Source organism: Streptomyces parvus, assembly GCF_032121415.1.
Taxonomy (GTDB): Bacteria; Actinomycetota; Actinomycetes; order Streptomycetales; family Streptomycetaceae; genus Streptomyces; species Streptomyces globisporus_A.
The window spans coordinates 1,956,265-1,982,231 of the sequence record NZ_CP135079.1 but is presented as its reverse complement, the minus strand read 5'-3'; the positions used below and the strand labels follow the sequence as shown (position 1 = coordinate 1,982,231).

Here is a 25,967-nt window from a genome sequence, read left to right as displayed (position 1 = left end):
CGTAACACTAACGGTTAGGGTTTTGAATCTGTTGTTGTTTTGTATTTGGTAGTGTCAGCGCATGATCGAGCCGTCCGGGCGCCGCGAGCGCAAGAAGGCCGCGACCCGCCAGAAGATCGCCGACACGGCTCTGCGCCTCTTCCTGGAACGCGGCTACGACGACGTGGGCATCCGGGACGTGGCCGCGGAGGCCGATGTGGCCGTCACCACACTCTTCTCGCACTTCGCCGCGAAGGAGGCGCTGGTCTTCGAGCGGGATCAGGGGTTCGAGCGCGGCCTCGTGCGGGCGGTCGCCGCCCGGGCGCCGGACGAGCCGCTGATCCCCGCGCTGCGTCGGGAGATCCACGCCCTGGTGCGGCACTGCACGGCGCCCGAGGCCGCCCCGGTCCGGAGTCTGATCGCAGCCTCGCCCGCGCTGCGGGAGTACGAGGAGACGATGCGGCTGCGTCACGCGGACTCGCTGGCTGCCGCCATCGCCGCCGACCTCGGCGTACCGGAGGCGTCGACGGCCTGTCGGACCATTGCGAGGTTCGTGATCGACGCCTACACGCTGGCCTGCGAGGCGGCCGAGCCGGGGGACGCGGTGGACGAGGTCTTCCGGATGATCGAGGCGGCCTGGGGCGCCTCGCGCCTCGCCTGAGTCGCCCGTCGGCCCGTCCGGGCGGCGATGACGCGGCCCGGACGGGCCGACGGCCGTACGGTCCGTCACCCGGTGTGCCCGTACGCGCTTGTCCGGCCGGCGGTCCTGAAGACCACCCCCCGATGCACCCTGCCCGGCGCCCCTCCGGCGTACGCGACAATGGAGCAATGACCACGCTCGCCCCCGCCCTCCCGCAGCTCCGTATCGGCCCGCACACCGTGCGGCCGCCGGTCGTGCTGGCCCCGATGGCCGGTATCACCAACGCCCCGTTCCGGACGCTGTGCCGGGAGTTCTCCGGGGGCAAGGGGCTGTTCGTCAGCGAGATGATCACCACGCGGGCGCTGGTCGAGCGCAACGAGAAGACCATGCAGCTCATCCACTTCGACGCGAGCGAGACCCCGCGCTCGATCCAGCTGTACGGAGTGGACCCGGTCACCGTCGGCAAGGCCGTCCGCATGATCGTGGACGAGAATCTCGCCGACCACATCGACCTGAACTTCGGCTGCCCCGTCCCCAAGGTCACCCGCAAGGGCGGCGGCTCCGCGCTTCCGTACAAGCGGCCCCTGCTGCGGGCCATCCTCAGAGAAGCCGTCTCGGGTGCCGGGGACCTCCCCGTCACCATCAAGATGCGCAAGGGCATCGACGACGACCACCTCACGTTCCTCGACGCCGGGCGCATCGCCGTCGAGGAGGGCGTGACGGCCGTCGCCCTGCACGGCAGGACCACCGCCCAGCACTACGGCGGCACCGCCGACTGGGACGCCATCGCCCGGCTCAAGGAGCACGTCCCGGAGATCCCCGTCCTCGGCAACGGCGACATCTGGTGCGCCGACGACGCCCTGCGGATGATGCGCGAGACCGGGTGCGACGGGGTCGTCGTCGGGCGCGGGTGCCTCGGGCGGCCCTGGCTCTTCGCCGATCTGGTCAGCGCCATGGAGGGGCGCGCCGAACGGCACGCGCCCACTCTGCGCGAGGTCGCGGACGTCATGGTGCGCCACGCGACACTGCTGGGGGAGTGGATCGGCGACGAGGCGCGGGGCGTCATCGACTTCCGCAAGCACGTGGCCTGGTATCTCAAGGGCTTCGCGGTCGGCTCCGAGATGCGCAAGAAGCTCGCCGTCACCTCCTCGCTGGAGGAGCTGGGCGGCCAGCTGCACGAGCTGGACCTCGACCAGCCCTGGCCGGACGGTGCCGACGGGCCCCGCGGGCGGACCTCCGGCAACAATCGGGTCGTCCTCCCGGACGGCTGGCTCAAGGACCCGTACGACTGCGCCGGCGTCAGCGCCGACGCCGAGCTGGACACCTCCGGCGGCTGAGCCCGTACCAGTCCTGCGGCCGGTCCCGCTTCCGTACGAGCGTCGGCCGGGCCGTCGCGGGCACCGCCGCTCATCTGATCGCGGTGACGGGCGTGTCGGCCGCCGCCCCGTCCGAGTCGCCGCCGAGCTGACCGGACCTTCCACCGCAAGGTCGACGCGGGCGCCCCGCTGCGCCCCGGGGCCGACGGCTGCCGGCCGCCCTGGAGCGGCACCGGGTGCCGCTCCAGGGCGGTCGGCAGCGCCTCGCCCGGAGCGTGCCGTGCTGGTGGGGCCCTCGCCACCGCTGGTCGACCCCGCGCGGGGGAGGACCTTCGCCCGTAGCCTGGAAGAGGTGGATCTCGGTGTGCTCAGCGACTGTGCGAGGCATCCCGAGCCGTCCGGATCCTGAAATCCGGGGTCCGAATCGGGCGTGATTCACGCCACCCTTGATCGGGGTTGCGCTCAGATGAGCGAAAAAAGGCTGGCTGCACTTCTGAAAGACGTGGCACTCAGTGCCACCTTCTTGCCTTCGAGAAGTGCACTCACCTGCTCAGCTACCCGCTCAGATGAGCGGCTATGGTCAAGTTTCGGCCATGCCGCTTTCAGGAGGTGAAGGCAAGGATTTCCGTGCTTCGGCCGAGCGACCCTTTCGATCTGCTGGCGGACGGGTGGTTGCGGCCGCATGACGACCAAGTGGACGTACCCATACACCTTCGATCTGGGTATGTTCCTCGCCGTCAGGGCAGCCACCGCGTCCTCGAGGAGTCGAGACCCGTGTCGGAAAACAAAGATCCCCAGAAGTTCGTCTACGACTTCACCGAGGGCAACAAGGATCTGAAGGATCTTCTGGGCGGCAAGGGCGCCAACCTCGCCGAGATGACCAACCTCGGGTTGCCCGTCCCTCCGGGCTTCACGATCACCACCGAGGCCTGCAAGGTCTACCTGGAGAGCGGCGACGCGCCGACCGCGCTGCGCGACGAGGTGAGTGCGCACCTCAAGGCGCTGGAAGAGCGCATGGGCAAGCAGCTCGGCCAGGCCGACGACCCGCTGCTGGTCTCCGTCCGCTCCGGCGCCAAGTTCTCCATGCCGGGCATGATGGACACGGTCCTGAACATCGGTCTCTCCGACGTCTCGGTGGCCGGTCTCGCCACCCAGTCCGGTGACGAGCGCTTCGCCTGGGACTCCTACCGCCGCCTCATCCAGATGTTCGGCAAGACCGTCCTCGGGGTCGACGGCGAGCTCTTCGAGGAAGCCCTGGAGGCCGCCAAGCACGCGAAGAAGGTCACGGTCGACACCGACCTCGCCGCGGCCGACCTGAAGAAGCTGGTCAAGCAGTTCAAGAAGATCGTCGAATCCGAGGCCGGACGCGAGTTCCCGCAGGACGCGCGCGAGCAGATGGACCTCGCCATAAACGCGGTCTTCGACTCGTGGAACACCGACCGGGCCAAGCTCTACCGCCGCCAGGAGCGCATCCCCGGCGACCTCGGCACGGCCGTCAACGTCTGCTCGATGGTCTTCGGCAACCTGGGCCCCGACTCCGGTACGGGCGTCGCCTTCACCCGCGACCCGGCCAGCGGCCACCAGGGGGTCTACGGCGACTACCTCCAGAACGCGCAGGGCGAGGACGTCGTCGCCGGTATCCGCAACACGGTGCCGCTCGCCGATCTGGAGTCGATCGACAAGAAGTCGTACGACCAGCTCATGCAGATCATGGAGACCCTGGAGAACCACTACAAGGATCTCTGCGACATCGAGTTCACCATCGAGCGCGGCCAGCTCTGGATGCTCCAGACCCGGGTCGGCAAGCGCACCGCAGGCGCCGCCTTCCGCATCGCCACCCAGCTGGTGGACCAGGGCCTGATCGACGAGGCCGAGGCCCTTCAGCGGGTCAACGGCGCCCAGCTCGCCCAGCTGATGTTCCCGCGCTTCGACGACGAGGCGAAGACCGAGCTGCTCGGCCGGGGCATCGCCGCCTCGCCCGGCGCGGCCGTCGGCAAGGCCGTCTTCGACTCGTACACCGCGATCAAGTGGTCCCGCTCCGGTGAGAAGGTCATCCTGATCCGCCGGGAGACCAACCCCGACGACCTCGAAGGCATGATCGCCGCCGAGGGCATCCTCACCTCACGCGGCGGCAAGACCTCGCACGCGGCGGTCGTGGCGCGCGGCATGGGCAAGACCTGTGTCTGCGGCGCCGAGGACCTGGAGGTCGACACCAAGCGCCGCCGGATGACGGTCGGCGGCATCGTGATCGAGGAGGGCGACCTCGTCTCGATCGACGGCTCCACCGGCAAGGTCTACCGGGGCGAGGTGCCCGTCGTGCCCTCGCCGGTCGTCGAGTACTTCGAGGGCCGCATGCACGCCGGCGCCGACGACGCCGACGAACTGGTCGCCGCCGTGCACCGGATCATGGCGTACGCGGACCGGGTACGCCGGCTGCGCGTACGGGCCAACGCCGACAACGCCGAGGACGCCCTGCGGGCCCGCCGCTTCGGCGCCCAGGGCATCGGCCTGTGCCGCACCGAGCACATGTTCCTCGGCGAGCGCCGCGAGATGGTCGAGAAGCTGATCCTGGCGGACACCGACGAGGAGCGCGAGAGCGCGCTGGCGGCTCTGCTCCCGCTCCAGAAGGCCGACTTCATCGAGCTGTTCGAGTCGATGGACGGGCTTCCCGTCACGGTCCGCCTCCTGGACCCGCCGCTGCACGAGTTCCTGCCCGACATCACCGAGCTGTCGGTCCGGGTCGCGCTCGCCGAGTCCCGCAAGGACGCCAACGAGAACGACCTGCGGCTCCTCCAGGCCGTGCACAAGCTGCACGAGCAGAACCCGATGCTCGGCCTGCGCGGCGTGCGCCTCGGTCTCGTCATCCCCGGGCTGTTCGCCATGCAGGTCCGGGCCATCGCCGAGGCCGCAGCCCAGCGCAAGAACGCCAAGGGCGACCCCCGCGCCGAGATCATGATCCCGCTCGTCGGCACGGTCCAGGAGCTGGAGATCGTCCGCGAGGAGGCCGACCGGGTCATCGAGGAGGTCCAGGCCGCCACCGGCACCGACCTCAAGCTGACCATCGGCACCATGATCGAGCTGCCGCGCGCCGCGCTGACGGCGGGCCAGATCGCCGAGGCCGCGCAGTTCTTCTCCTTCGGCACGAACGACCTGACCCAGACGGTGTGGGGCTTCTCCCGCGACGACGTGGAGGCGTCGTTCTTCACGGCCTACCTGGAGAAGGGCATCTTCGGGGTCTCCCCGTTCGAGACGATCGACAAGGACGGCGTCGGTTCGCTGGTCCGCAGCGCCGTCGAGGCCGGCCGGGCCACCCGCCCGGACCTCAAGCTCGGCGTCTGCGGTGAGCACGGCGGAGACCCGGAGTCGGTGCACTTCTTCCACGAGGTGGGCCTGGACTACGTCTCCTGCTCGCCGTTCCGCATCCCCGTAGCCCGCCTGGAGGCGGGCCGGGCCGCAGCCGAGTCCCGGGGCAGTGACAGCCGCTGACCCGGGCTCACGGTCCGGGGTGCACGAACACCCCGGACCTCAGGGGCAGGGCTGCACGAACAGCCCTGCCCGCCGACCAAGGCCGCCGAGCGGCCTGCCCCTCCGGGACCGCCCCGGAAGCCGAGCCCGGCCCTCACCGGGTGCACCGGCCCGGCGGCGGTCCCGGAGCACCGAGAAGCGGCGGCACCCTGTGCGGGGGTGCCGCCGCTTCGCTTTGCGCCGATCGGAAGCGACCCGCGGTAAGGGACCGGCGAGGCCGGAAGTGACCGGCGGTACGCGAGAGGCGTGCGCGGAAATGACCGGCGGTACGGAGAAGTCGTCAGGAGCGCGCACCGAATGGAGCGCGAAGAATGTGGCGCAGAGCACATTGCTTCGTTTAAGGCGCAAAGAAATTCGGGTGACGGCCGGGAAGCCGGACCGGGGTGCGGTCCATGGATCCCCACCCATGGACCGCACCCGGCTTACCCCCGTCGGGTACGGAGCCGCACCGTCGCCCACCGCCGCCGAACACATAAAGCCCCCCACGGCCTTCACGTGCTCATCCGGTGGGCACCGGATGCGTACCCGACGTCGTACAGCCTCATCGGTGAACCGGAACGGGGCGAGGCCTTTCACTTCTGGCCGAAACCCCGTGGTGACCTCCTGTGACGGTCCGCATACCCTTCGGTGGGGGCAATTGCGGATGCAACAGGTGGGGGAGTAGTGCTGCGGATCCATGTGTCCAGGCTGGACCTTTCGCGGGTGCGGATGGCCACGAGACCGGACGCCCTGTGGGAAACCATTCTGAGTTTTCACCGGCTCAGGGACCGGCGTGCTTCGACGGTGTTCGGAAAATGGCGTACGGAATCCCGGGCGCGGTTGAATGGTGAAGCACAGCTGCTGGCGGCGGTCGTTCCGCCCCGCGGCTATTTCCCGGATTTCCTGACGCCTTCCCCAGAGGGCGCCGAACCCCTTGGACTCGACGTCGGCATGGAGGCTTTGCGCGACACCCCCGCCGACCGGGTCCACGCCGAGCTGGAGCTGCTGGCCGCCGGCCGGACGCGGCAGCGGACAGACCGGTCGGTCGGTCAGCGGGCCGCCGGCGCGGCGCTGCCCGCCGCGCTCATGGAGGGCCGCGCCGAACCGCTCACCCGGCTCATCGGGGCGCTCCGCAGCTACCACCGGGCGGCCGTCGAGCCCTACTGGCCGCACATCCGGGCCAGCGTCGAGGCGGACCGGGCCGTGCGCGGCCGGGCCCTGCTGGACGGCGGCACGGACGAGCTGCTGGCCACCCTGCCGCCGATGATCCGGTGGCGCTCACCCGTGCTGGAGGCCGACTACCCCTTCGACCGCGATCTGTACCTCGACGGGCGCGGGCTCCTGCTCCAGCCGTCCTTCTTCTGCCGGGGCACGCCCGTCGTCTACCGGGATCCCTCCCTCCCGCCGGTCCTCGTCTATCCGGTGGCCAACCCCGGCGCCCCGGTCTTCGCCGAGCCGGGCCCCTGGCTCGGCCGGCTCGTCGGCCACACCCGCTCGGCCGTCCTCTCCTCCATAGGGACGGGCTGCACCACCAGCGAACTCGCCCGCAGGGCCGGGGTGTCGCTGGCGTCCGCGAGCCAGCACGCCTCCGTGCTGCGCGAGGCGGGCCTCGTTCTGACGCTGCGCCACGGCAGCTCGGTCCTCCACACGCTGACGCCGCTCGGCGGCTCCCTGCTGCGCGGCGGAGCCCCGCTCACCCTTCACTAGGGCGCCGCCGGGGGCCCGGAAAGTTCCTCCGCCACCGCCGATGAGTTCTGCGCGGCCCCGCCGTCTAACCATCGAAAGCGCCGGACGGAGCACCGCGGGCGCCACGGGACAGAGGAAGAGGAAACGACCCTGGCTCAGATGATCTTCGTGAACCTGCCGGTGAAGAACCTGGAGACGACGGTGGGCTTCTTCGGGAAGCTCGGCTTCACGACGAACCCGGCGTTCAGCGACGACAGGACCGCGTGTCTGGTGATCAGCGACACGATCTTCGCGATGCTGATGACGGAGGAGCGCTTCAAGGAGTTCACCAAGAAGGACGTGGCCGACGCCTCGACGGCGACCGAGGTCATCCTCGCCCTCAGCGCCGACAGCCGCGAGAAGGTCGACGAGATCGCCGACGCGGCGCTGGCCTCCGGCGGGTTCCCGGCGGGCGAGACGCAGGACCTGGGCTTCATGTACGGCCGCTCGTTCCAGGACCCCGACCACCACATCTGGGAGGTCATGTGGATGGACGAGGCCGCTGCCCAGGGCGAGGGCTGAGCGGCCTGGCCCGCGAGGGTGTGCGCCGGGGTCACGGGGGAGCCCCGGCGCACGCGGTGCGTCCGCGTCAGACCCGGCGTCCGCGTCAGCTGCGGAACGGCCCCTTCACCTCGTACGTGATACCGCCGGAGGAACTGCCGCTCGTCCCGCGCTGCGAGGAGAAGTAGAGCCGGCTGCCGTCCGGCGAGAACGCGGGCCCGGTGATCTCCGAACCGGACTGCCCGGTGATCCGCAGGAACGGGGCCACCGTGTCGTCCGGCGTGATCAGGCAGATCTCCATGTTCCCGCCGTCCTCCGCGATGTAGAGGTCGCCGGACCCGGACCGGGTGACGTTGTCCACCCCGGTCAGCGGGGCGGAGCCGCCCGTCACCAGCGAGTCGTCGTAGGCGAGCGAGATCGACGAGGTGGTCGCGTCGTACGCCCACACCCGGTTGTCGCCCTTGGTGGTGAACCAGCAGGTGCCCGCCGCGTAGAAGCAGCCCTCGCCGCCGTTGAACACCTTCGCGCCGGAGACCTGGTGCCGCGTCTGCGTGGAGGAGGCGGCCGGATCCGGTACGTTCGCCCAGCTCACCGGGCCGGATGCGCCCGTGCCCGCGACCAGCACCTGCAACGTGCCGCTCGACAGATTCCCCCAGGTCGTGGGCCGGAAGCGGTAGAAGCGGCCGTCGCTCTCGTCCTCGGTGAGATAGATGTAGCCGTGGTCCGGGTCGGCCGCCGCGGCCTCGTGCTTGAAGCGGCCCATCGCCGGGCGCCGCACCGCCGCGTTCGCGCCCCACGGGTCGGTCTCGTAGACGTACCCCCGGGTGACCTCCTCGCAGGACAGCCAGGTCTTCCACGGGGTGGCGCCGCCCGCGCAGTTGTTGTTCGTGTTGCCCAGGATCCGGTACGCGGAGGTCACCGTCCCCGAGGAGTTGAACCGCACCGCGCTCGCCCCGCCCCCGCTGCTCGGGGAGACCTCGGCGTTGGAGACATAGATCCAGCCCGAGCCGTCGGCGTACGTCGCGCCGCCGTCGGGCGCGCTGTGCCAGCGGTAGGAGGTGCCGGGCACGGTCTGCCCGGAACGGGCGATCACGCGGCTGGTGAAGCCGCTCGGCAGCTGGATCCCGTCCCCGTTGGCCGCCTGGAGCGCGCCGTACGGGCCGGGGGCGGGCTGGGCCGGGTCGGCGAAGGCGGCGCCCCGCCACAAGGTGCCGCCGAAGGCCGCCGCCGAGCTGCCGATCACCGCGGTGCGCAAGAAGTTCCGACGTTCCACGATCACTCCACGCATGAGTGTGGCCCGCCGCTCCGGACGGACCGGCGGGTCGCGCATCAGGACTGTAGGAGTGTGGAGTTGACGGAACGTCAAGTAGAGGTGAACGGTCGGCGGAGAGGCTGCGCAGGCCGCCCCGCCGACCCCCGGGCCGGAGCGAACCAAACCGTGCCCCTTCCCGCGGGCCGGGGGTCAGTCCGCCCGTACGGCGAACACCGGCACCGACACCTCCTCGTCGTCCAGGCACGCTCCCGTCGCCAGGTCGAAGCGCTGCTTCAGCAGCGGTGAGGCCACGAACGGCCGCCCGCCCGCCGAGCCGAGCAGCCCGCGCGAGAGGACGTACGCCCCGGTGAACGGGTCCCGGTTGCCGATCGCGTACACCCGGCCGGCCCGGTCCGTGAAGACGGCCGCCTGGTCCCCGTCCGGCAGCAGCACCGCCACCCCCCGGCCGGGGATCAGCAGCCCCCGCTCGCAGACCGTCAGCCAGTCCTCGCCGTGGGCGAGCCGGACGGATCCGGTGTCCCGCGCTGTCGTGATCGTCGCCGTAGCCATCAGGATGCGGTCCCTTCGAGGGTGCGGACGGCGAGGACGGGTCCCGCGAGCAGCTCCAGATCCGGCTTGATCTGGTCCCTCTCCGGAACGAACCTCACCGAGGGGTCGGGGGCGTCGGGGGCGTTGACGAAGGTGACGAAGCGGCGCAGCCGCTCCGGGTCGGCGATGGTCTCCGCCCACTCGTCGCGGTAGCCCGCGACATGGTCGGCCATCAGCCGCTCCAGCTCCTCGCAGAGCCCCAGCGAGTCGTGGACGACCACGTCCCGGACGTGGTCCAGGCCGCCGTCGATCCGCTCCAGCCAGGCGGAGGTGCGCTCCAGCCGGTCGGCGGTACGGATGTAGAACATCAGGAACCGGTCGATCAGCCGCACCAGTTCGGCGTCGGAGAGGTCCTGGGCCAGCAGGTCCGCGTGGCGCGGAGTGGCCCCGCCGTTGCCGCCGACGTACAGATTCCAGCCCTGGGCGGTCGCGATGATCCCGAAGTCCTTGCCCCGGGCCTCCGCGCACTCGCGGGCGCAGCCGGAGACCGCCGACTTCAGCTTGTGCGGGGAGCGCAGGCCCCGGTAGCGCAGCTCCAGGTCGATCGCCATCCGCACCGAGTCCTGCACGCCGTAGCGGCACCAGGTCTGCCCGACACAGGACTTGACCGTGCGCAGCGACTTGCCGTACGCGTGCCCGGACTCGAAGCCCGCGTCCACCAGACGGGTCCAGATCAGCGGGAGCTGGTCGACCCGGGCGCCGAAGAGGTCGATGCGCTGGCCGCCGGTGATCTTCGTGTAGAGGCCGAAGTCACGGGCCACCTCGCCGATCACGATGAGCTTCTCCGGGGTGATCTCACCGCCCGGGATGCGCGGCACGATCGAATACGACCCGTTGCGCTGGAGGTTGGCCAGGAAGTGGTCGTTGGTGTCCTGGAGCGCCGCCTGCTCGCCGTCCAGCACATAGCCGCTCGCGCCGACCGTGGGGGCCAGCGAGGCGATGACCGAGCCGACCGTCGGCTTGCAGACCTCGCAGCCGTCGCCGCCCCGCGCCTCCTCGCGGCCGTGCGAGTCGAGCAACTCCATGAACGAGGTGACTTCCAGGGTGCGCACGATCTCGTACAGCTCGCTGCGGCTGTACGGGAAGCAGCCGCACAGCCCCGAGTCCTCCGGCGGAGGCATCAGCTGCCCGATCACCTTGAGGCAACTACCGCACCCCGTACCGGCCTTGGTGCACTTCTTCACCTCGGGCAGGGTGGTGTGCCCGCAGATCGCGCCCTTGGTCACGTTGTGGCAGGAGCAGATCACCGCCTCGTCCGGCAGCGCGCCGGGTCCGAGCGGCACCGGGCCGCCGCCCGCCCCGGCCGGCAGCACCAACTGCTCGGGGGCGACGGGCAGTACCGTGCCCGTCAGCGGCCGCAGCGTGCCGTACTGCTCCGCGTCCCCGACCAGCACCCCGCCCAGCAGGGTCCCGTCCGGCCCGACCACCAGCTTCTTGTAGACCCCCGCCCGGGCGTCGGAGTACACGACGTCGAACGAGCCCTCGGCCGCCCCGTGCGCGTCGCCGAACGAGGCCACGTCCACCCCGAGCAGCTTCAGCTTCGTCGACAGGTCCGCCCCCGTGAACGCGGACCGCCCGCCCGCGATCACCTCGGCCGCCGTCCGGGCCATCTCGTAGCCCGGCGCTACCAGCCCGTACACCCGGCCGTCGGCGGTCAGCGCGCACTCGCCGATCGCGAACACCGCCGGATCCGACGTCCGGCACTCCTCGTCCACGACGATCCCGCCGCGCTCCCCGACCGCGAGGCCGCACTGCCGGGCCAGCTGGTCCCGGGGCCGTACGCCCGCCGAGAAGACGACCAGATCGACGGCGAGCGAGGACCCGTCGGAGAGGGACATCCCGGTCACCGCCCCGTCCTCGCCCGCGGTGACCTCCTGCGTGCCGACCCCCGTGTGCACGGTCAGCCCCATGTCCTGGATCGTCCGCAGCAGCGCCGCGCCCCCGCCCTCGTCCACCTGGACCGGCATCAGCCGGGGCGCGAACTCCACGACATGCGTGGCCAGGCCGAGCCCCTTCAGCGCCCCGGCCGCCTCCAGACCCAGCAGCCCGCCGCCGACCACCGCGCCGCTCGCCGCGCCCTTCGCGTACTCCTCGATCGCGAGCAGGTCCTCGATCGTCCGGTAGACGAAGCAGCCCCGGGCGTCCTTCCCCGGCACCGGCGGCACGAAGGGGTACGAGCCCGTCGCCAGCACCAGGGTGTCGTACGGGAACACCGCCCCGGACCGCGCGGTCACCGTCCGTCCCGCCCGGTCCACGGCGGTCGCCGGGTCGCCGACGTACAGCTCGATGCCGTGCCGGGCCATGAAGTCCGGCTCCACCAGCGAGAGGTCCTCGGGGCTCTGTCCGGCGAAGTACGAGGTGAGCCGCACCCGGTCGTAGGCCGGCCGGGGCTCCTCGCAGAGCACGACGACCCGGGCGCCGCCGGCCGCCGGGGTCAGCCCGCGCTCGGCCAGCGCCTCCAGGAACCGCTGGCCCACCATGCCGTGCCCGACGACCACGATCGTCGGGGCGGCGGTGTGCGCCTGGGTGTTCGGGGTGGTGTTCGAGGCGGCGGCGGTGGTGCGCGGCTCGAAGGTGGGCTCCGGCATCTCAGTGGCCTCCGTCGGTTGTCCTCATGCCCCGAGCCTGGGCGGGAGGTGTTACCCGGCGGCATCCCGTCTGTTTCCCGGGCGGAACCTTGCGCTCAGCGACCGGGCCCGGTCCCTGTGAGGGCAGGACGGCGGGCCGAGGCGGGACGACCCCTGGGGAACGGAGCCCCGGCGACAGCCGTCTAATGTCGGTTCGTGCCTGACATAACCCTGACGACGCTGATCCTCCTCTGTCTCGCCGCGGCCGCCGCGGGCTGGATCGACGCGGTGGTGGGCGGCGGCGGACTGCTGCTCCTGCCCGCGCTGCTGCTCGGCCTGCCGCACGTACCGGCGGCCCAGGTCCTCGGCACCAACAAGGCCGTCGCGATCGTGGGCACCTCGGGTGCGGCGGTGACCTTCCTGCGCAGAACCCAGGTACGGGTGGGGCTGGCGGTGCGGATCGGGCTGACGGCGCTCGCCGGGTCGATGACGGGCGCGTTCTTCGCCGCCGGGATCAGCAGCGAGGTGCTCCGCCCGGTGATCATGGTCGTGCTGCTGGGGGTCGCGGCCTTCGTGATGCTGCGCCCGTCCTTCGGTACGGCTGCGGCGGGCGACGGCACGGGCCGGCCGGCCGGCCGGGCCCGGATCATCACGGCGATCGTGCTGGTCGGCGGCGGGATCGGCTTCTACGACGGGCTGTTCGGGCCGGGCACCGGCACCTTCCTGGTGCTGGCCCTGACCGCCGTGCTCCACCTCGACCTGGTCACCGCGTCGGCCACCGCGAAGATCGTCAACGTGTGCACCAACGCGGGGGCACTGGCGATGTTCGCGTACCAGGGCACCGTGCTGTGGCAGCTCGCGGCCGTGATGGCCGTCTTCAACCTCGCGGGCGGGATGATCGGGGCGAGGATGGCACTGAGCCGGGGGAGCGGCTTCGTCCGGGCGGTGCTGCTGACGGTGGTGTTCTCGCTGGTCGCCAAGCTCGGCTTCGACCAGTGGAACGCGTAGCGTTCCTGGGCCGGGGCGTGTCCGGCGGATCTGGGACCCGACGGCCCCCGGTGGTCAGCGCACGTCCGTGAGGTGCGCGTACGCCACCACGTTGCCCTGGTAGCCGGTCTCCTTCGAGAAGCCGCCGCCGCAGGTGATCAGCCGGAGCGCGGCGTGCGGCGCGTCGCCGTAGACGCGCTGGTCGGGGAAGTCGTCGTTGTCGTAGACCTCGATGGCGTCGATCGAGAACACGGCGGTACGCCCGTCCCGGCGGTCCACCTCGACCCGGGCCCCCTTGGTCAGGGCGCCCAGGGCGTAGAAGACGGACGGGCCCTGCGCGTTGTCCACGTGTCCCGCGACGATCGCGGTGCCCTGCGCGCCGGGCGGGACGCCGTCCCGGTACCAGCCCGCGAGATTGCGGTCCTCGTCCGGCGGTACGTCGAGGCTGCCGTCGGCGGCCAGCCCCAGCGGCGTCATCGGCGCGTCCACCTCGATGGTCGGGATGCGGATGCGGACCGGATCGGAGGGGTTCAGCGGCTCGGCGACCGGGGAGCCGGGCTGGAGCTGGGGTCCGGCGGCGAAGGCCTGGGCACTGGAGGGCTGCGGCGGGATCAGCTGGCCGCCGGGCCCGTTCTGGATGAGCCAGATGCCGCACAGTACGGCGATGCCCACCAGCCAGCCCTTGGCCTTCTGCGCGCTCGGTGACACGGCGTCGTCCTCGGTCGGTGGTCCGGGGCGGGCGGGACGCGCTCGGGGACGCGCCCCGCCCGGTCAGAGGGGAAGCGGCGGTTCAGCTTCCTTCGGCGCCCTCGGAGCGGCGGCGCAGCAGCCACAGTCCGCCGACGGCGGCCAGGCCGATCACGCCGACGCCGAGGGCGACCTGCGTGGAGTTCGGCTCGACGCTGCCGCCGACCCCGGTCCGCACATGGCCGGACGGCCGGTCGTGGATGGGCTTCTCGTGTTTGCCGCCGCCGATCACCTCGAGGTCGCCGACCGCGTCCTTGCCGTTGTCGCAGGAGACGACGATCTCGTAGACACCGGGCCGGGTGTCGTGCGGCACGGTGAACCGGCCGACCACGACCTCCTTGTGGGTGCCGGGGCGCATCTCGAAGTCCCCGGCGTCCAGCTCGTTCGCGTCGCCGATGCCCGAGCCCTTCTTGCCGCAGGCGGTGGTGTTCACGGTGATGGTGGCGCCGGGGGGAGCGGTCGCCGGGGTGATCTCCAGACGGCCGAAGTCACCCGCGTACGCGGACGGAGCGGCGGCGGTGAGACCGAACGCGATGACGGTGAACGCGGCACCGACGGTGCCGGTCACGAGGCGGGCAGGACTGCGCATGGGGATCCTCCGGGCAGACGGCGCGAGCGGGTGTGTCCTGTCCCCGAGCCAACGGGGGCGCGACCCGCCACGCCTCCTGACGTGGGGTCAGCTTTCACCCGTACGGACCGGCGCGGCACCCTTGCCCCAATGGATCACCGCAGGTCGCGGCGGTGCGGCTGGGCCGTTCGGTCCGTGCTGCCGCGTCGGGTGCCGATCGGGTGAGGTGCGTACGTGAAGTGTGACGTAGGTCACATGTATGTCCTGGTGGACCCCGGGCAAACGCAAGACACCCCCCACGGGACGGATCCCCGCCCCCCACGGCACCCGGCCCCACCGGTCCACTCCCCCCCCTGGACCGATGGGGCCGGTGTCGGATCCCCCTCCGGCCGGCGTACGGGGTGCTCAGGCCCCGCCCGTGGCGCTCCAGACGACCTGCGGCGGACGCACCCGGGCGCACAGGGGCTGCCCCTTGGCGTCGGTGAGCCCGAGCCGCCCGGTGAGCTGCCCGGAGCGCGCGGCCGCGGCGAGGACGTCCGGATCGATGTCGCTGAACATCAGCTTCGCGCGCCGGAACATGCTGAAGGCCCCGGTGCCGTCCACCGTGCCCCAGGACAGATAGACGAACCGCCCGCCCAGCCGGTTCTGCACGTAGGGCCCCGACACCTCGACCCCGTCCTCCGTCACGGCGGCCTCGCAGTCGAGCACCCACGACGCGGAGGGGGCGTCCCCGGGGTGCAGGCCGAGCAGCTCGCCCGGCCGGTCCTTGCGCTGGACGCCGACGTGGATGTTCTCGTAGCCGGCGAAGTCGCTGTCCGGGCCGCAGGCGCGGCCGGGGAGGGCCGAGGCCTCGATGTGGATCTGCATGCCCCCATGGTCCGGCACGGCGGGGACCGCCGGCCCCGCCCTCCCGCAAGGCGCCCCCCGCGGGAGCCTCACACGGTGTCCTCCGGAGCGCTGTCGTACACCGCGCCCAGCTCCTTCATCAGCTCCTCGTCCACCGCGAACACGGTGTCGTCGATGCGCCGCACCGGCGCGATGCCCTGCGAGTTGCAGACGAAGGCGGCGGAGAAACGGCCCACCCCGTCCGGCCCGTCCAGCGTCACCGGACGGCGGACCGAGGGCCGTCCGGTCCGCTCCAGGCCCTGTTCCAGCAGGGCCATCGTGATGCCGGTGAGCGCCGGAGCGTCGGGCCACACCACCGAGGACCCGTTCCAGAAGCCGATGTTGGTGATCGCCCCCTCGGTCACCACGCCGCCCGGCGCGGTCAGCAGCGCGTCGTCGAACCCGGCCCGCCCGGCCAGCACCCCGTAGTACGTCTGCCCGAACTCGCCGGGCCGCTTGATGTGCGGTGCGGTGCGCGCGTACGGCACCGACATCAGGCTCCGCGCCCGGGACGGCATCACGGCGGGCTCCCGGACCGTCACCATCACGGTCGTACGCGCCGCCCCGGCCGGCAGATAGGCGTTCACCCGCACCGAGGCGTCCCGCCGCCCCGCCCGGGCGAGGGCGTGCCGGACCAGCTCCCGTACCCGGTCGCCGTCCAGCGGCAGGGCGAACAGCTCCCGGTTGGCGGCGTCCAGCCGCGCGAGATGCAGGCCCAGGCCCCGCACCCGGCCGTCCCGCACCTGGAGCGCGGTGAAGTGGCCGAAGCCGTACAGGGCGGGGATCCGCAGGGTCTCCTCGGTGGCCGGGAGGCCGTCGAACTCGATGTGGGGCGGGGGCGGCTGCGTCGTCATGCGGCCACCGTAGGCCGTGCGGCGATACGGGCGGGCTTGACCTCAACCATGGTTGAGGCAGAAAGGTCGACGCCATGGACACCACAGCCGCATCCACGTCATCCACGTCTTCCGCCTCCTCCGCCGGGGCGGACGCCCTCAAGGTCGCCGTCATCCTCGGCAGCAACCGCGACGGCCGCTTCGGCCCCGTCGTCGCCGACTGGTTCCTGGGCCGCGCGGCCCGGCACCCCGGCATCGAGACCGAACTGATCGACGTCGCCGAGGCCGATCTGCCCACCGCGATCACCTTCAGCCCCGGGCCGGAGGAGGCGGCGCGGCTCGCCGCGGTCTCCGAACGGCTCGCGGCGGCCGACGCCTTCGTCGTCCTCACCCCCGAGTACAACCACTCGTTCCCCGCACCGCTGAAGACCCTCATCGACTGGCACAGCGCCGAATGGCAGGCCAAACCCGTCGCCTTCGTGTCGTACGGCGGCATCTCCGGCGGGCTGCGCGCCGTCGAGCACCTGAGGCAGGTCTTCGCCGAGCTGCACACCGTCACCGTCCGCGACACCGTGTCCTTCCACAACGCGGGCGCCCTCTTCGACGACGAAGGGCGCCACCGGGACCCGGGCCCCGCCGACGCGGCCGCCAAGGTGCTGCTGGACCAGGTGGTGTGGTGGGGCACCGCCCTGCGCGACGCCAGAAACTCCCGCCCGTACGGCGCCTGACGCCCGGCGGGCCGACAATCGCATCGAAGGCCCACGGGCAGGGTGCCCACCGAGTCCGCATTCCGAGGAGACCGACGATGACAGCGCCGCCGGCATGGCTGACCGTACTGACCACGACCGACAGCGAGGACAAGGCCCACGCCCTGGCGCAGTCGGCGGTGGAGGCCAGGCTGGCGGCCTGCGCGCAGATCTCCGCCCCCGTCACCTCCGTCTACCGGTGGCGGAACGCCATCGAGACGAGCCAGGAGTGGCAGGTGCTCTTCAAGACGACGGCGGAGCGCTACGACGAACTGGAGGAGCACCTCCAGCGGGAGCACGACTACGACACGCCGGAGATCATCGCCCTGCCGGTGATCCGGGGCAGCGCCCGCTACCTCGGCTGGGTGACGGCGGAGACGGCTCCTCCGGCAGCCCTGTGACGGCGGCGCTCATGACCACCCCCGGTCCGGGCGGCGGCCCCGCCGACGCCGAACTGCCCTTCTTCGTGTACGGGACGCTGCTGCCGGGCGAACCCAACCACGACCTGTTCCTCCGGGGCCGTACGGCAGGGGAGCGCCCGGCCGTGCTGCCCCGGGCCCTCCTCTACGACGGCCCCGGCTACCCGTACGCCATCGAGGGGCACGGCCGCGTCCACGGCACCCTGCTCGTCGCCGCGCCCGGGGTGTACGGGGAACTGCTCGGGCTGCTGGACCACCTGGAGGAGTTCCTCGGGCCCGGCCACCCGCGCAACCTGTACGAACGCGTCGTCCGCGAGGTCGAGCTGCCGGGGACCGGGGACGGGGGCCCCGCGCGGGCCTGGGTCTACCTCGCCGCGACCGCCGTCACCCGCTCGCTGCGGACCGGCGGCGTGCTGATCCCCGAGGGGCGGTGGGTCACCGGCCGCGCACCGGACGACTCCTGAGGGGGCGCCCACCCGACGTCGGACGTGTCCCGGCCTTACGCCGGACGTGCGCCCGGCTTCATCCGCCCGGCAAGCGGCTCGGCCGCGCCCCGGGCCCGTCAGCGCGCCCCGGCCGCCAGAGCTTCCGCCACGCCCGGCTCCTCGGGCCCCAGGAAGCGCGGGTCGGGCCGGAACAGGGCGTCCAGGGCCGCCTTGCCCGAGGCGGCCAGCTCCCGGGCGCCGCCGTAGTACCAGGTGGCGTCCCGGGGTTCGTCGACCGCGACGCCGTACGCGTCGATCCCGGCGGACCGGCACAGCGTGACCGCCCGGTGGATGTGGAAGCCCTGGCTCACCAGCACCGCCCGGTCGACCCCGAAGATCTTCTTGGCCCGGACGCAGGAGTCCCAGGAGTCGAATCCGGCGTAGTCGCTCACGATCCGCCGGTCGGGCACCCCGCGCCCGGTGAGGTACGTGCGCATCGCGTCCGGCTCGTCGTACTCCACCCGGCTGTTGTCCCCGGTGACGAGGACGACCTCGACCTTCCCTGCGCGGTACAGCTCGGCCGCCGCGTCCAGCCGGTGCGCGAGGTACGGGGTCGGCCGCCCGTTCCACAGCCCGGCCCCGAACACCACGGCGACCTCCCGGGCCGGAGCCCCGGCCGCCGTGCCCACCCGGTCACCGGCCCCCAGCCGCATCCAGGTCGCGGGCGCCAGCGCCAGCACACCGGCGACCATCAGCCCCTGCACCAGCCGCCGTTGCCCCCGCCGGGTACGCGGCAGCCGCACGGCCGCGAGCCGCTCACGGAGCCGGGGCACGGACCGCCCCGGCAGCCGCGGCCCGGCGAACCGGAGGGGCAGCCGCAACGGGGGCCGCCCCGGCAGCCGCACGGCCGCGAGCCGCTCACGGAGCCGGGGACCGAGCCCCTCCGGAAGCCGCGAGCCCGTCCACCGCCCGGACCGCTTCCGTATCTCCCCGCTCTTCCCACGCACCGCAACCCCCATCGTCCCCGCGTCGTCCGTCCGTCGGCCGCGCCGTGCCCCCACCCCACCTGACGACCGGCGCGCCGCAAAGGTTCGCCCAAGGGCCCCCGGGGCGCCTCCGCACACCGCCCCCGCCCCCGCCGTGAGGTGGCGGAAAACGCCCGTGACCCTCACGCAACGGCCCGGCAACCTCCGCCCGGCACCATCGGTCCATGACGGAGCCGGACCCGGAACAGCCTCAACAGTCACCCCCGCTGACCGACAGCACCGCGCACCTTCTCGCCCGCATCACCGACCAGCTCGGCGCACAGCTCAGCCTCGTCTCCCGGAACGGAACCCGCAGACCCATGCATCGCACCCGGCACCCCGACCGCCCCGCAGCGGACGGCGGCGCCTCCGCCCCGGCCCTGGTCGCCGTGGCGCACGGCAGCCGCGACCCGCAGGCCCTGCGCACCGTGCTGGCCCTCCTGGACCGGGTCCGCGACCTGCGCCCCGGCCTCGATGTCCGGCTCGGCCACATCGAGCTGAACGCGCCGCTGCTCCCGGACACCCTTACGGCCCTGCGCGGGGCCGAAGCCGTCCTCGTACCGCTGCTCCTGGGGCGCGGCCACCACGTCAAGCGCGACCTGCCCGCGGCGACGGCCGCCGCCCCCTCCGTACGGACCCGGATCGCCGCGCCCCTCGGCCCGCACCCCCTACTCGTCGAGGCGCTGTACGGGCGGCTCGTCGAGGCCGGCTGGGACGTCGCCGACCACGGCGGCCGCCACGCCGCCGTGGTCCTCGCCGCCGCCGGGTCCCGCGACCCCGACTCCGCCCAGGACACCCGGCGCACCGCCCGCCTGCTCGCCGAACGCCTCGGCGTGCCCGTCGTTCCCGCGTACGCCTCCGCCACCACGCCCACCGTCCCGGCCGCCCTGCGCGCACTCGCCGCCCGAGGACGCCACCGGGCCTACGTCGCCTCGTACTTCACCGCCCCCGGCCGCTTCGCGAGCGCCTGCGCCGACGCCGTACCGCACCGGGCCGCCGCCCCGCTCGGCGCCCACCCGGCGATGGCCCGCCTCGTCCTGCACCGCTACGACCAGGCACGAGCGGCGTCAGGGGGCGTCGACGCGGTGAGCTTGCTCGCTTCCGCCTGACATCCCGGCCCGCTCACGCCCGTTGCCCGCCCCGGTCGCTACTGTCGGGACCATGGACGGCACACAGGGCGCACACGGGGCAGAACCGGCACACGGCACGCACGGCGCACGGAGCGCACAGAGCGCTACGGGGGCGAGCCCCTACGGCCCCGCCGACACCCAGCGCTTCGACACCGAGGAGGACAAGCGGCCCGGCCGCACGGCCTTCCAGCGCGACCGCGCCCGGGTCCTGCACTCCGCCGCCCTGCGCCGGCTCGCCGGGAAGACCCAGGTGGTCACCCCCGGCACCCGCTCCCACCAGTGGGACGCCAGCCCCCGCACCCGGCTCACCCACTCCCTGGAGTGCGCCCAGGTCGGCCGCGAGCTCGGCGCGGTCCTCGGCTGCGACCCCGACCTGGTGGAGACGGCCTGCCTCTCGCACGACATGGGCCACCCGCCGTTCGGCCACAACGGCGAGCAGGCGCTCAACGACTTCGCCTCCGACTGCGGCGGCTTCGAGGGCAACGCCCAGTCGCTGCGCCTGCTGACCCGCCTGGAGCCCAAGCGCTTCGTCCACGACCCGCGCACCGGCAAGCTGGTCAGCGTCGGCCTCAACCTCACCCGGGCCGCCCTGGACGCTGCCACCAAGTACCCGTGGCCGCGCGGCGCGCACCCCACCGACCCGCACTCGGTGAAGTTCGGGGTGTACGCCGACGACCTCCCGGTCTTCGCCTGGGCCCGCGAGGGCGCCCCCGAGGAGCGCACCTGCTTCGAGGCCCAGGTCATGGACTGGTCCGACGACGTCGCGTACAGCGTGCACGACTTCGAGGACGGGCTGCATGCCGGGCACATCGACCCCAACTGCCTCTACGCCGAGCCGGAGCGCGAGGAGATCTGGGCGGTCGCCATCGGCCGCTACGTCCCCGCCGACACCGACCCGCAGGAGCTGGCCGAGGCCCTGGACCGGCTGATCGACCAGGAATGGTGGCCGCACGGCTACGACGGCTCCGCCGTGGCCCAGGCCCGGCTGAAGGACGCCACCAGCCAGCTGATCGGCCGTTTCTGCACCGAGGCCGAGACCGCCACCCGCGCGGTGTACGGCCCCGGCCGCCTCGGCCGGTACGGCGCGGAGCTGGTCGTTCCGCGCACCGTCCGCCACGAGTGCGCCGTCCTCAAGGCGGTCGCCGACCGTTACGTGATGCAGCGCGCCGAGCAGGAGACCCTCCGCGCCGACCAGCGCGTCGTCATCGCCGAGCTGGCCGCCGCCCTCACCGCCCGCGCCCCCGAGGGCCTGGAGCCGCACTTCCGCGCCCTGTTCGACCAGGCCCCCGACGACCACGCCCGCAAGCGGGTCCTGATCGACCAGATCGCCGCCCTCACCGACGCCTCCGCACGATCCCTGCACGCCGCGCTCACCGCCCGTCGCGGCTGACCGGCAGACTGGAAGGGGCCGGACTTCTGACCACTGGGTGTGACCTGTCCGGGGCACACCCTCTTTCGCCATCACGCTGCGTGCGGGACGCTCGCAGCTGTGGGGGCGCCGCGCAGCACAGCACTGAGGAGGCATCAAGTGGTCGACGCACACCAGACGTTCGTCATCGTCGGAGCAGGACTCGCAGGGGCGAAGGCCGCCGAAACACTGCGGGCCGAAGGGTTCACCGGCCGGGTGATCCTCATCGGCGACGAGCGCGACCACCCCTACGAACGCCCGCCGCTCTCCAAGGGATACCTGGAGGGCAAGGCCGACCGGGACAGCGTCTTCACCCACGAACGCCCCTGGTACGCGGGCGCCGACATCGAGCTGCACCTCGGCCAGCCGGTCACCGCGCTCGACCGGTACGCCCGGACCGTGCAGCTCGGCGACAACACCGTCATCCACTACGACAAGCTGCTGCTGGCCACCGGCTCCGAACCGCGCCGCCTCGACATCCCCGGCACCGACCTGGCCGGCGTCCACCACCTGCGCCGCCTCGCCCACGCCGACCGGCTGCGCAACGTGCTCGCCGCCCTCGGCCGCGACAACGGCCACCTGGTCATCGCCGGAGCCGGCTGGATCGGCCTGGAGGTCGCCGCCGCCGCCCGGGGCTACGGCGCCGAGGTGACCGTCGTCGAGCCCGAGCCCACCCCGCTGCACCAGGTCATCGGCCCCGAGCTGGGCCAGATCTTCACCGAGCTGCACAGCTCGCACGGCGTCCGCTTCCACTTCGGCGCCCGCCTCACCGAGATCACCGGCCAGGACGGCATGGTGCTCGCCGCCCGCACCGACGACGGCGAGGAGCACCCCGCCCACGACGTGCTCGCCGCGATCGGCGCCGCCCCGCGATCCGCCCTCGCCGAGGCCGCGGGCCTGGAGCTGGCCGACCGGGCCCACGGCGGCGGCATCGCGGTGGACGCCTCGCTGCGCACCTCCGACCCGCACATCTACGCCGCCGGGGACGTCGCCGCGGCCGCCCACCCGCTGCTCGGCACCCGGCTGCGCGTCGAGCACTGGGCCAACGCCCTGAACGGCGGACCGGCCGCCGCCCGCGCCATGCTCGGCCAGGACGTGACGTACGACCGGATCCCGTACTTCTTCTCCGACCAGTACGACCTGGGCCTCGAATACTCCGGCTGGGCCCCGCCCGGCTCCTACGACGAGGTGATCATCCGGGGCGACGCCGGGAAGCGGGAGTTCATCGCGTTCTGGCTGAAGGACCGCCGCGTCCTCGCCGGGATGAACGTCAACGTGTGGGATGTCACCGAGACGGTCCAGGAGCTGATCCGGGCCCGTCAGCAGCACGACCCGGAGGCCCTCGCCGACCCGTCGGTCCCGCTGGACTCCCTGCTCTGAGACGCACGGCCGGGGCGTGGTCCACGCCGCCCGCGCCCCGGCCGCCCGCCCGCCGGGACCCGGGCTGTCCGAGCCCACCCGTAGACTTCACGCGTGGCAGGCAGGATCAATGACGACGACGTGAAGGCGGTACGGGACGCGGTCCCGATCGACGCCGTCGTGTCCGAGTACCTCCAGCTGCGCAACGCGGGCGGCGGGAATCTCAAGGGCCTCTGCCCCTTCCACGACGAGAAGTCCCCCTCCTTCCAGGTCAGCCCCGGCAAGGGCCTGTTCCACTGCTTCGGCTGCCAGGAGGGCGGCGACACGATCGCCTTCGTGATGAAGATCGACCACCTCTCCTTCTCGGAGACGGTCGAACGCCTCGCCGCCAAGGCGGGCATCACCCTGCGGTACGAGGAAGGCGGCTACAACCCCTCCCACCAGCGCGGCGAACGCATCCGGCTGATCGAGGCCCACCAGGCCGCCGCCGAGTTCTACGTCCGCGCACTGGAGAGCCCCGAGGCCGAGATCGGCCGCACGTTCCTCGCCGAGCGCGGCTTCGACCAGGAGGCCGCCGCCCACTTCCGGGTCGGCTACAGCCCGGCCGGCTGGGACCACCTCACCCGCTATCTCCGCGGCAAGGGCTTCAGCGACAAGGAGCTGATCACCTCCGGCCTCTCCCAGGACGGCCGGCGCGGCCCCATCGACCGCTTCCGCGGCCGGCTCATGTGGCCGATCAGCGACACGGCGGGCGACATCGTCGGCTTCGGCGCCCGCAAGCTCCGCGACGACGACAACGGCCCGAAGTACCTGAACACCCCCGAGACCCCGGTCTACAAGAAGTCCCAGGTGCTGTACGGCATCGACCTGGCCAAGAAGGACATCGCCAAGGCCAGCCGCGCCGTCGTCGTCGAGGGCTACACCGACGTCATGGCCTGCCACCTCGCCGGGGTCACCACCGCCATCGCCACCTGCGGCACCGCCTTCGGCAACGACCACATCAAGATCCTGCGCCGCCTCCTCATGGACAACGGCAGCGCCCGCGTGATCTTCACCTTCGACGGCGACTCGGCCGGTCAGAAGGCCGCCCTGCGCGCCTTCGAGGACGACCAGAAGTTCGCCGCCGAGACCTACATCGCCATCGCCCCGGACGGCATGGACCCCTGCGACCTGCGGCTCGTCAAGGGCGACGACGCGGTGCGCGACCTGGTCGAGCCGCGCACCCCGCTCTTCGAGTTCGCGCTGCGCCAGATCGTCGGCCGCTACGACCTGGAGACCCCGGCCGGTCGCGCCGCCGCCCTCGACGAGGCCGCCGCCGTCGTCGCCAAGATCAAGACGAGCAGCGTGCAGCGCGAGGTCGCCGTCCAGCTCGCCGGCCTCGTCGGCATCCTCGACCAGGAGTTCGTCGTCCACCGCGTCGCCCAGCTCGCCCGCTGGGCCCGCGACAAGGGCGGCGACCACGGGGACCGAGGCGGCCGGGGCGGACCCCAGGGCCGGGGCCCGCGCGGCGGCGCCCCGCGGCAGACCGCGCCCGCCCCCGCCTTCTCCGGCCCCGCGCTCAACCTCCGCAGCCCCGCCCACCGCACCGAGCGCGAACTGCTCAAGCTCGCCCTCCAGAAGCCCGCCCTCGTCTCCCCGGCCTTCGACGCGTACGGGGTGGACGAGTTCACCGCCCCGCCCTACGCCGCCGTGCGCCGCTGCATCGAGGAGGCGGGCGGCGCCGAGCAGGGCATCGCCGACGACCGGGCGTATCTGGGCGCGGTCCTGGACGCCGCCCCCGACAACACCGTCCGCAACCTCGTCACCGAGCTGGCCGTCGAGGTCTTCCACGGCCGTACGATCGACGAGACCTACGCCGGCATGCACCTCGTCCACGTGCGGCTGCGCGCCGTCGACCGCCGCATCGCCGACGTACAGAGCAGCCTCGCCCGCCTCGGCAACCACGTCGCCCCCCAGGACCTGGCCGCCGCGCAGAACGAGGTCTGGGTCCTCCAGCAGTACGCCCAGACCCTGCGCGCCCACGGCGCCGCCGCGCTCTGAGCCCTCCCACCGACCCGCCGGGCCGGTAACCGCCCGGTGACGGACCGGAATCAGAAAGTCCCCGCACGCCCCTCGTGACAGCCGTGTGTCGTACCCCACACTGGGGAATGTCTGAGTCATCGGAGCACGCCGGTCCGCAGGGGAACACCCGGGTCCGGAGAGGCCTCCGCCCCTGTCAACCGGCAGCGATCACCTGGAGGTCGCCCCCGTGCAGACCCGGACCGTGACGACCACGACCGCGCCCATGGCGGCCATCCCCGCGCAGAACAGGGCCCTGCACCACCCGGAGACCGCAGCCGGCCCGCCCGGACCCGCACCCGAGGCAGTCATGGTGGAAGCGACGCACCTCCCCGAACCGCCGGAGCCCAGGAACCGGGCGGACTCCGGCGGCCCCACCTCCGACCTGTTCCGCCAGTATCTGCGCGAGATCGGCCGCATCCCGCTGCTCACCGCCGCCGAGGAGGTCGAGCTCGCCCGTCGCGTCGAGGCCGGACTCTTCGCCGAGGAACGCCTCGCGGGCACCCCGGACCTCGACTCCCGCCTCGCCGGGGACCTGGACCGGCTGGTGGTGATGGGCCGCACCGCCAAACGCCGCCTGATCGAGGCCAACCTCCGCCTCGTCGTCTCCGTCGCCAAGCGGTACGTGGGCCGCGGGCTGACCATGCTCGACCTCGTCCAGGAGGGGAACCTCGGCCTGATCCGGGCGGTGGAGAAGTTCGACTACGCCCGGGGCTACAAGTTCTCCACCTACGCCACCTGGTGGATCCGCCAGGCCATGTCCCGCGCCCTGGCCGACCAGGCCCGCACCATCCGCGTTCCCGTCCACGTCGTGGAGCTGATCAACCGCGTGGTCCGCGTCCAGCGCCGCCTCCTCCAGGAGCGCGGTGTCGAGCCGACCGCCGAGGACATCGCCGTCGAGCTGGACCTGACGCCCGAGCGGGTCACCGAAGTCCTCCGCCTGGCCCAGGAACCGGTCTCCCTGCACGCCCCCGTCGGCGAGGAGGACGACGTCTCCTTCGGCGACCTCATCGAGGACGGCGACGCGGCCTCACCCGTCGAGTCCGCCGCCTTCCTGCTGCTGCGCCAGCACCTGGAGGCGGTGCTCTCCACCCTCGGCGAGCGCGAACGCAAGGTCGTCCAACTGCGCTACGGCCTGGACGACGGGCGGCCCCGCACCCTGGAGGAGATAGGACGGATCTTCGGCGTGACACGCGAACGTATCCGCCAGATCGAGTCCAAGACCCTCAGCAGGCTGCGGGACCACGCCTTCGCCGACCAACTCCGCGGCTACCTCGACTGATC

At 72.5% G+C, this 25,967-nt stretch carries 22 protein-coding genes; 14 read left to right on the top strand and 8 right to left on the bottom strand.

The window, feature by feature from the left end; translation table 11 throughout:
• Window positions 1-61: 61 nt before the first annotated feature.
• From RNL97_RS09845 to RNL97_RS09825, 5 genes are all read left to right on the top strand, one after another.
• Window positions 62-640 (top strand): TetR/AcrR family transcriptional regulator, encoded by a 579-nt coding sequence (locus RNL97_RS09845; protein WP_243314006.1) that lies wholly within the window; start codon window positions 62-64, stop codon window positions 638-640.
• 167 nt (window positions 641-807) lie between these two features.
• Window positions 808-1,956, top strand: a complete 1,149-nt coding sequence (gene dusB, locus RNL97_RS09840; RefSeq protein ID WP_030577548.1) for a tRNA dihydrouridine synthase DusB — start codon at window positions 808-810, stop codon at window positions 1,954-1,956.
• Between the two features lie 753 nt (window positions 1,957-2,709).
• Window positions 2,710-5,421, top strand: a complete 2,712-nt coding sequence (gene ppdK / locus RNL97_RS09835) for a pyruvate, phosphate dikinase (RefSeq protein WP_030577551.1) — start codon at window positions 2,710-2,712, stop codon at window positions 5,419-5,421.
• 702 nt (window positions 5,422-6,123) lie between these two features.
• Window positions 6,124-7,146, top strand: coding sequence for an ArsR/SmtB family transcription factor (locus RNL97_RS09830; protein WP_032764885.1), 1,023 nt, complete (start codon window positions 6,124-6,126; stop codon window positions 7,144-7,146).
• A 129-nt stretch (window positions 7,147-7,275) separates the two neighbouring features.
• Window positions 7,276-7,686, top strand: coding sequence for a VOC family protein (locus tag RNL97_RS09825; protein ID WP_030577556.1), 411 nt, complete (start codon window positions 7,276-7,278; stop codon window positions 7,684-7,686).
• Window positions 7,687-7,771: 85 nt separating this feature from the next.
• Here RNL97_RS09825 and RNL97_RS09820 read toward each other — a convergent pair whose 3' ends face one another.
• From RNL97_RS09820 to nirB, 3 genes are all read right to left on the bottom strand, one after another.
• Complete coding sequence (locus RNL97_RS09820) at window positions 7,772-8,938, bottom strand: alkaline phosphatase PhoX (protein WP_030577559.1); 1,167 nt, start codon at window positions 8,936-8,938, stop codon at window positions 7,772-7,774.
• Between the two features lie 189 nt (window positions 8,939-9,127).
• Complete coding sequence (nirD, locus tag RNL97_RS09815) at window positions 9,128-9,487, bottom strand: nitrite reductase small subunit NirD (RefSeq protein ID WP_030577563.1); 360 nt, start codon at window positions 9,485-9,487, stop codon at window positions 9,128-9,130.
• The gene (nirB, locus tag RNL97_RS09810; RefSeq protein WP_313750588.1) at window positions 9,487-12,114 is read right to left on the bottom strand and encodes a nitrite reductase large subunit NirB; all 2,628 of its coding nucleotides are present in this window, start codon (window positions 12,112-12,114) and stop codon (window positions 9,487-9,489) included. Before nirB ends, nirD begins: the two co-directional genes overlap by 1 nt.
• Window positions 12,115-12,309: 195 nt before the next feature.
• Here nirB and RNL97_RS09805 point away from each other — a divergent pair, with 195 nt between their 5' ends.
• Window positions 12,310-13,101 carry a TSUP family transporter gene (locus RNL97_RS09805; protein WP_030577570.1) on the top strand — a complete coding sequence of 264 codons (792 nt, stop codon included), beginning with the start codon at window positions 12,310-12,312 and terminating at the stop codon, window positions 13,099-13,101.
• 54 nt (window positions 13,102-13,155) lie between these two features.
• Here the strand turns inward: RNL97_RS09805 and RNL97_RS09800 are convergent, their stop codons facing one another.
• The 4 genes from RNL97_RS09800 to RNL97_RS09785 form a co-directional block, all read right to left on the bottom strand.
• Window positions 13,156-13,788 (bottom strand): class F sortase, encoded by a 633-nt coding sequence (locus RNL97_RS09800; RefSeq protein ID WP_243314003.1) that lies wholly within the window; start codon window positions 13,786-13,788, stop codon window positions 13,156-13,158.
• 82 nt (window positions 13,789-13,870) lie between these two features.
• The gene (locus tag RNL97_RS09795) at window positions 13,871-14,416 is read right to left on the bottom strand and encodes a hypothetical protein (RefSeq protein WP_030577576.1); all 546 of its coding nucleotides are present in this window, start codon (window positions 14,414-14,416) and stop codon (window positions 13,871-13,873) included.
• Window positions 14,417-14,800: 384 nt separating this feature from the next.
• Window positions 14,801-15,262 carry a DUF5990 family protein gene (locus RNL97_RS09790; RefSeq protein WP_313750587.1) on the bottom strand — a complete coding sequence of 154 codons (462 nt, stop codon included), beginning with the start codon at window positions 15,260-15,262 and terminating at the stop codon, window positions 14,801-14,803.
• Between the two features lie 68 nt (window positions 15,263-15,330).
• The gene (locus tag RNL97_RS09785; RefSeq protein WP_030577582.1) at window positions 15,331-16,134 is read right to left on the bottom strand and encodes an aminotransferase class IV family protein; all 804 of its coding nucleotides are present in this window, start codon (window positions 16,132-16,134) and stop codon (window positions 15,331-15,333) included.
• A 74-nt stretch (window positions 16,135-16,208) separates the two neighbouring features.
• Here RNL97_RS09785 and RNL97_RS09780 point away from each other — a divergent pair, with 74 nt between their 5' ends.
• The 3 genes from RNL97_RS09780 (at window position 16,209) to RNL97_RS09770 (ending at window position 17,742) form a co-directional block, all read left to right on the top strand.
• Window positions 16,209-16,841: an NADPH-dependent FMN reductase gene (locus tag RNL97_RS09780; protein ID WP_030577585.1), complete on the top strand. Its 633-nt coding sequence runs from the start codon at window positions 16,209-16,211 to the stop codon at window positions 16,839-16,841.
• Between the two features lie 77 nt (window positions 16,842-16,918).
• Window positions 16,919-17,260: a divalent-cation tolerance protein CutA gene (gene cutA / locus RNL97_RS09775; RefSeq protein ID WP_030577587.1), complete on the top strand. Its 342-nt coding sequence runs from the start codon at window positions 16,919-16,921 to the stop codon at window positions 17,258-17,260.
• A gap of 11 nt (window positions 17,261-17,271) precedes the next feature.
• A complete protein-coding gene (locus RNL97_RS09770) occupies window positions 17,272-17,742 on the top strand; it encodes a gamma-glutamylcyclotransferase family protein (RefSeq protein ID WP_279343861.1) in 471 nt (156 codons plus the stop codon).
• A gap of 98 nt (window positions 17,743-17,840) precedes the next feature.
• On the opposite strand, the gene RNL97_RS09765 is transcribed toward RNL97_RS09770, so the two are convergent.
• Entirely contained in the window at window positions 17,841-18,722 is an 882-nt protein-coding gene (locus RNL97_RS09765) for a SanA/YdcF family protein (protein WP_030577591.1), read from the bottom strand.
• Between the two features lie 191 nt (window positions 18,723-18,913).
• On the opposite strand from RNL97_RS09765, the gene RNL97_RS09760 reads away from it, so the two are divergent.
• From RNL97_RS09760 to RNL97_RS09740, 5 genes are all read left to right on the top strand, one after another.
• The gene (locus tag RNL97_RS09760) at window positions 18,914-19,837 is read left to right on the top strand and encodes a sirohydrochlorin chelatase (protein ID WP_030577593.1); all 924 of its coding nucleotides are present in this window, start codon (window positions 18,914-18,916) and stop codon (window positions 19,835-19,837) included.
• A 52-nt stretch (window positions 19,838-19,889) separates the two neighbouring features.
• Window positions 19,890-21,248: a deoxyguanosinetriphosphate triphosphohydrolase gene (locus RNL97_RS09755; protein WP_313750586.1), complete on the top strand. Its 1,359-nt coding sequence runs from the start codon at window positions 19,890-19,892 to the stop codon at window positions 21,246-21,248.
• 138 nt (window positions 21,249-21,386) lie between these two features.
• Entirely contained in the window at window positions 21,387-22,646 is a 1,260-nt protein-coding gene (locus RNL97_RS09750) for an NAD(P)/FAD-dependent oxidoreductase (RefSeq protein WP_030577603.1), read from the top strand.
• 93 nt (window positions 22,647-22,739) lie between these two features.
• Window positions 22,740-24,665: a DNA primase gene (dnaG, locus tag RNL97_RS09745; RefSeq protein WP_030577606.1), complete on the top strand. Its 1,926-nt coding sequence runs from the start codon at window positions 22,740-22,742 to the stop codon at window positions 24,663-24,665.
• Window positions 24,666-24,873: 208 nt separating this feature from the next.
• Window positions 24,874-25,965, top strand: a complete 1,092-nt coding sequence (locus RNL97_RS09740) for an RNA polymerase sigma factor (RefSeq protein WP_308381853.1) — start codon at window positions 24,874-24,876, stop codon at window positions 25,963-25,965.
• Window positions 25,966-25,967: the final 2 nt, after the last annotated feature.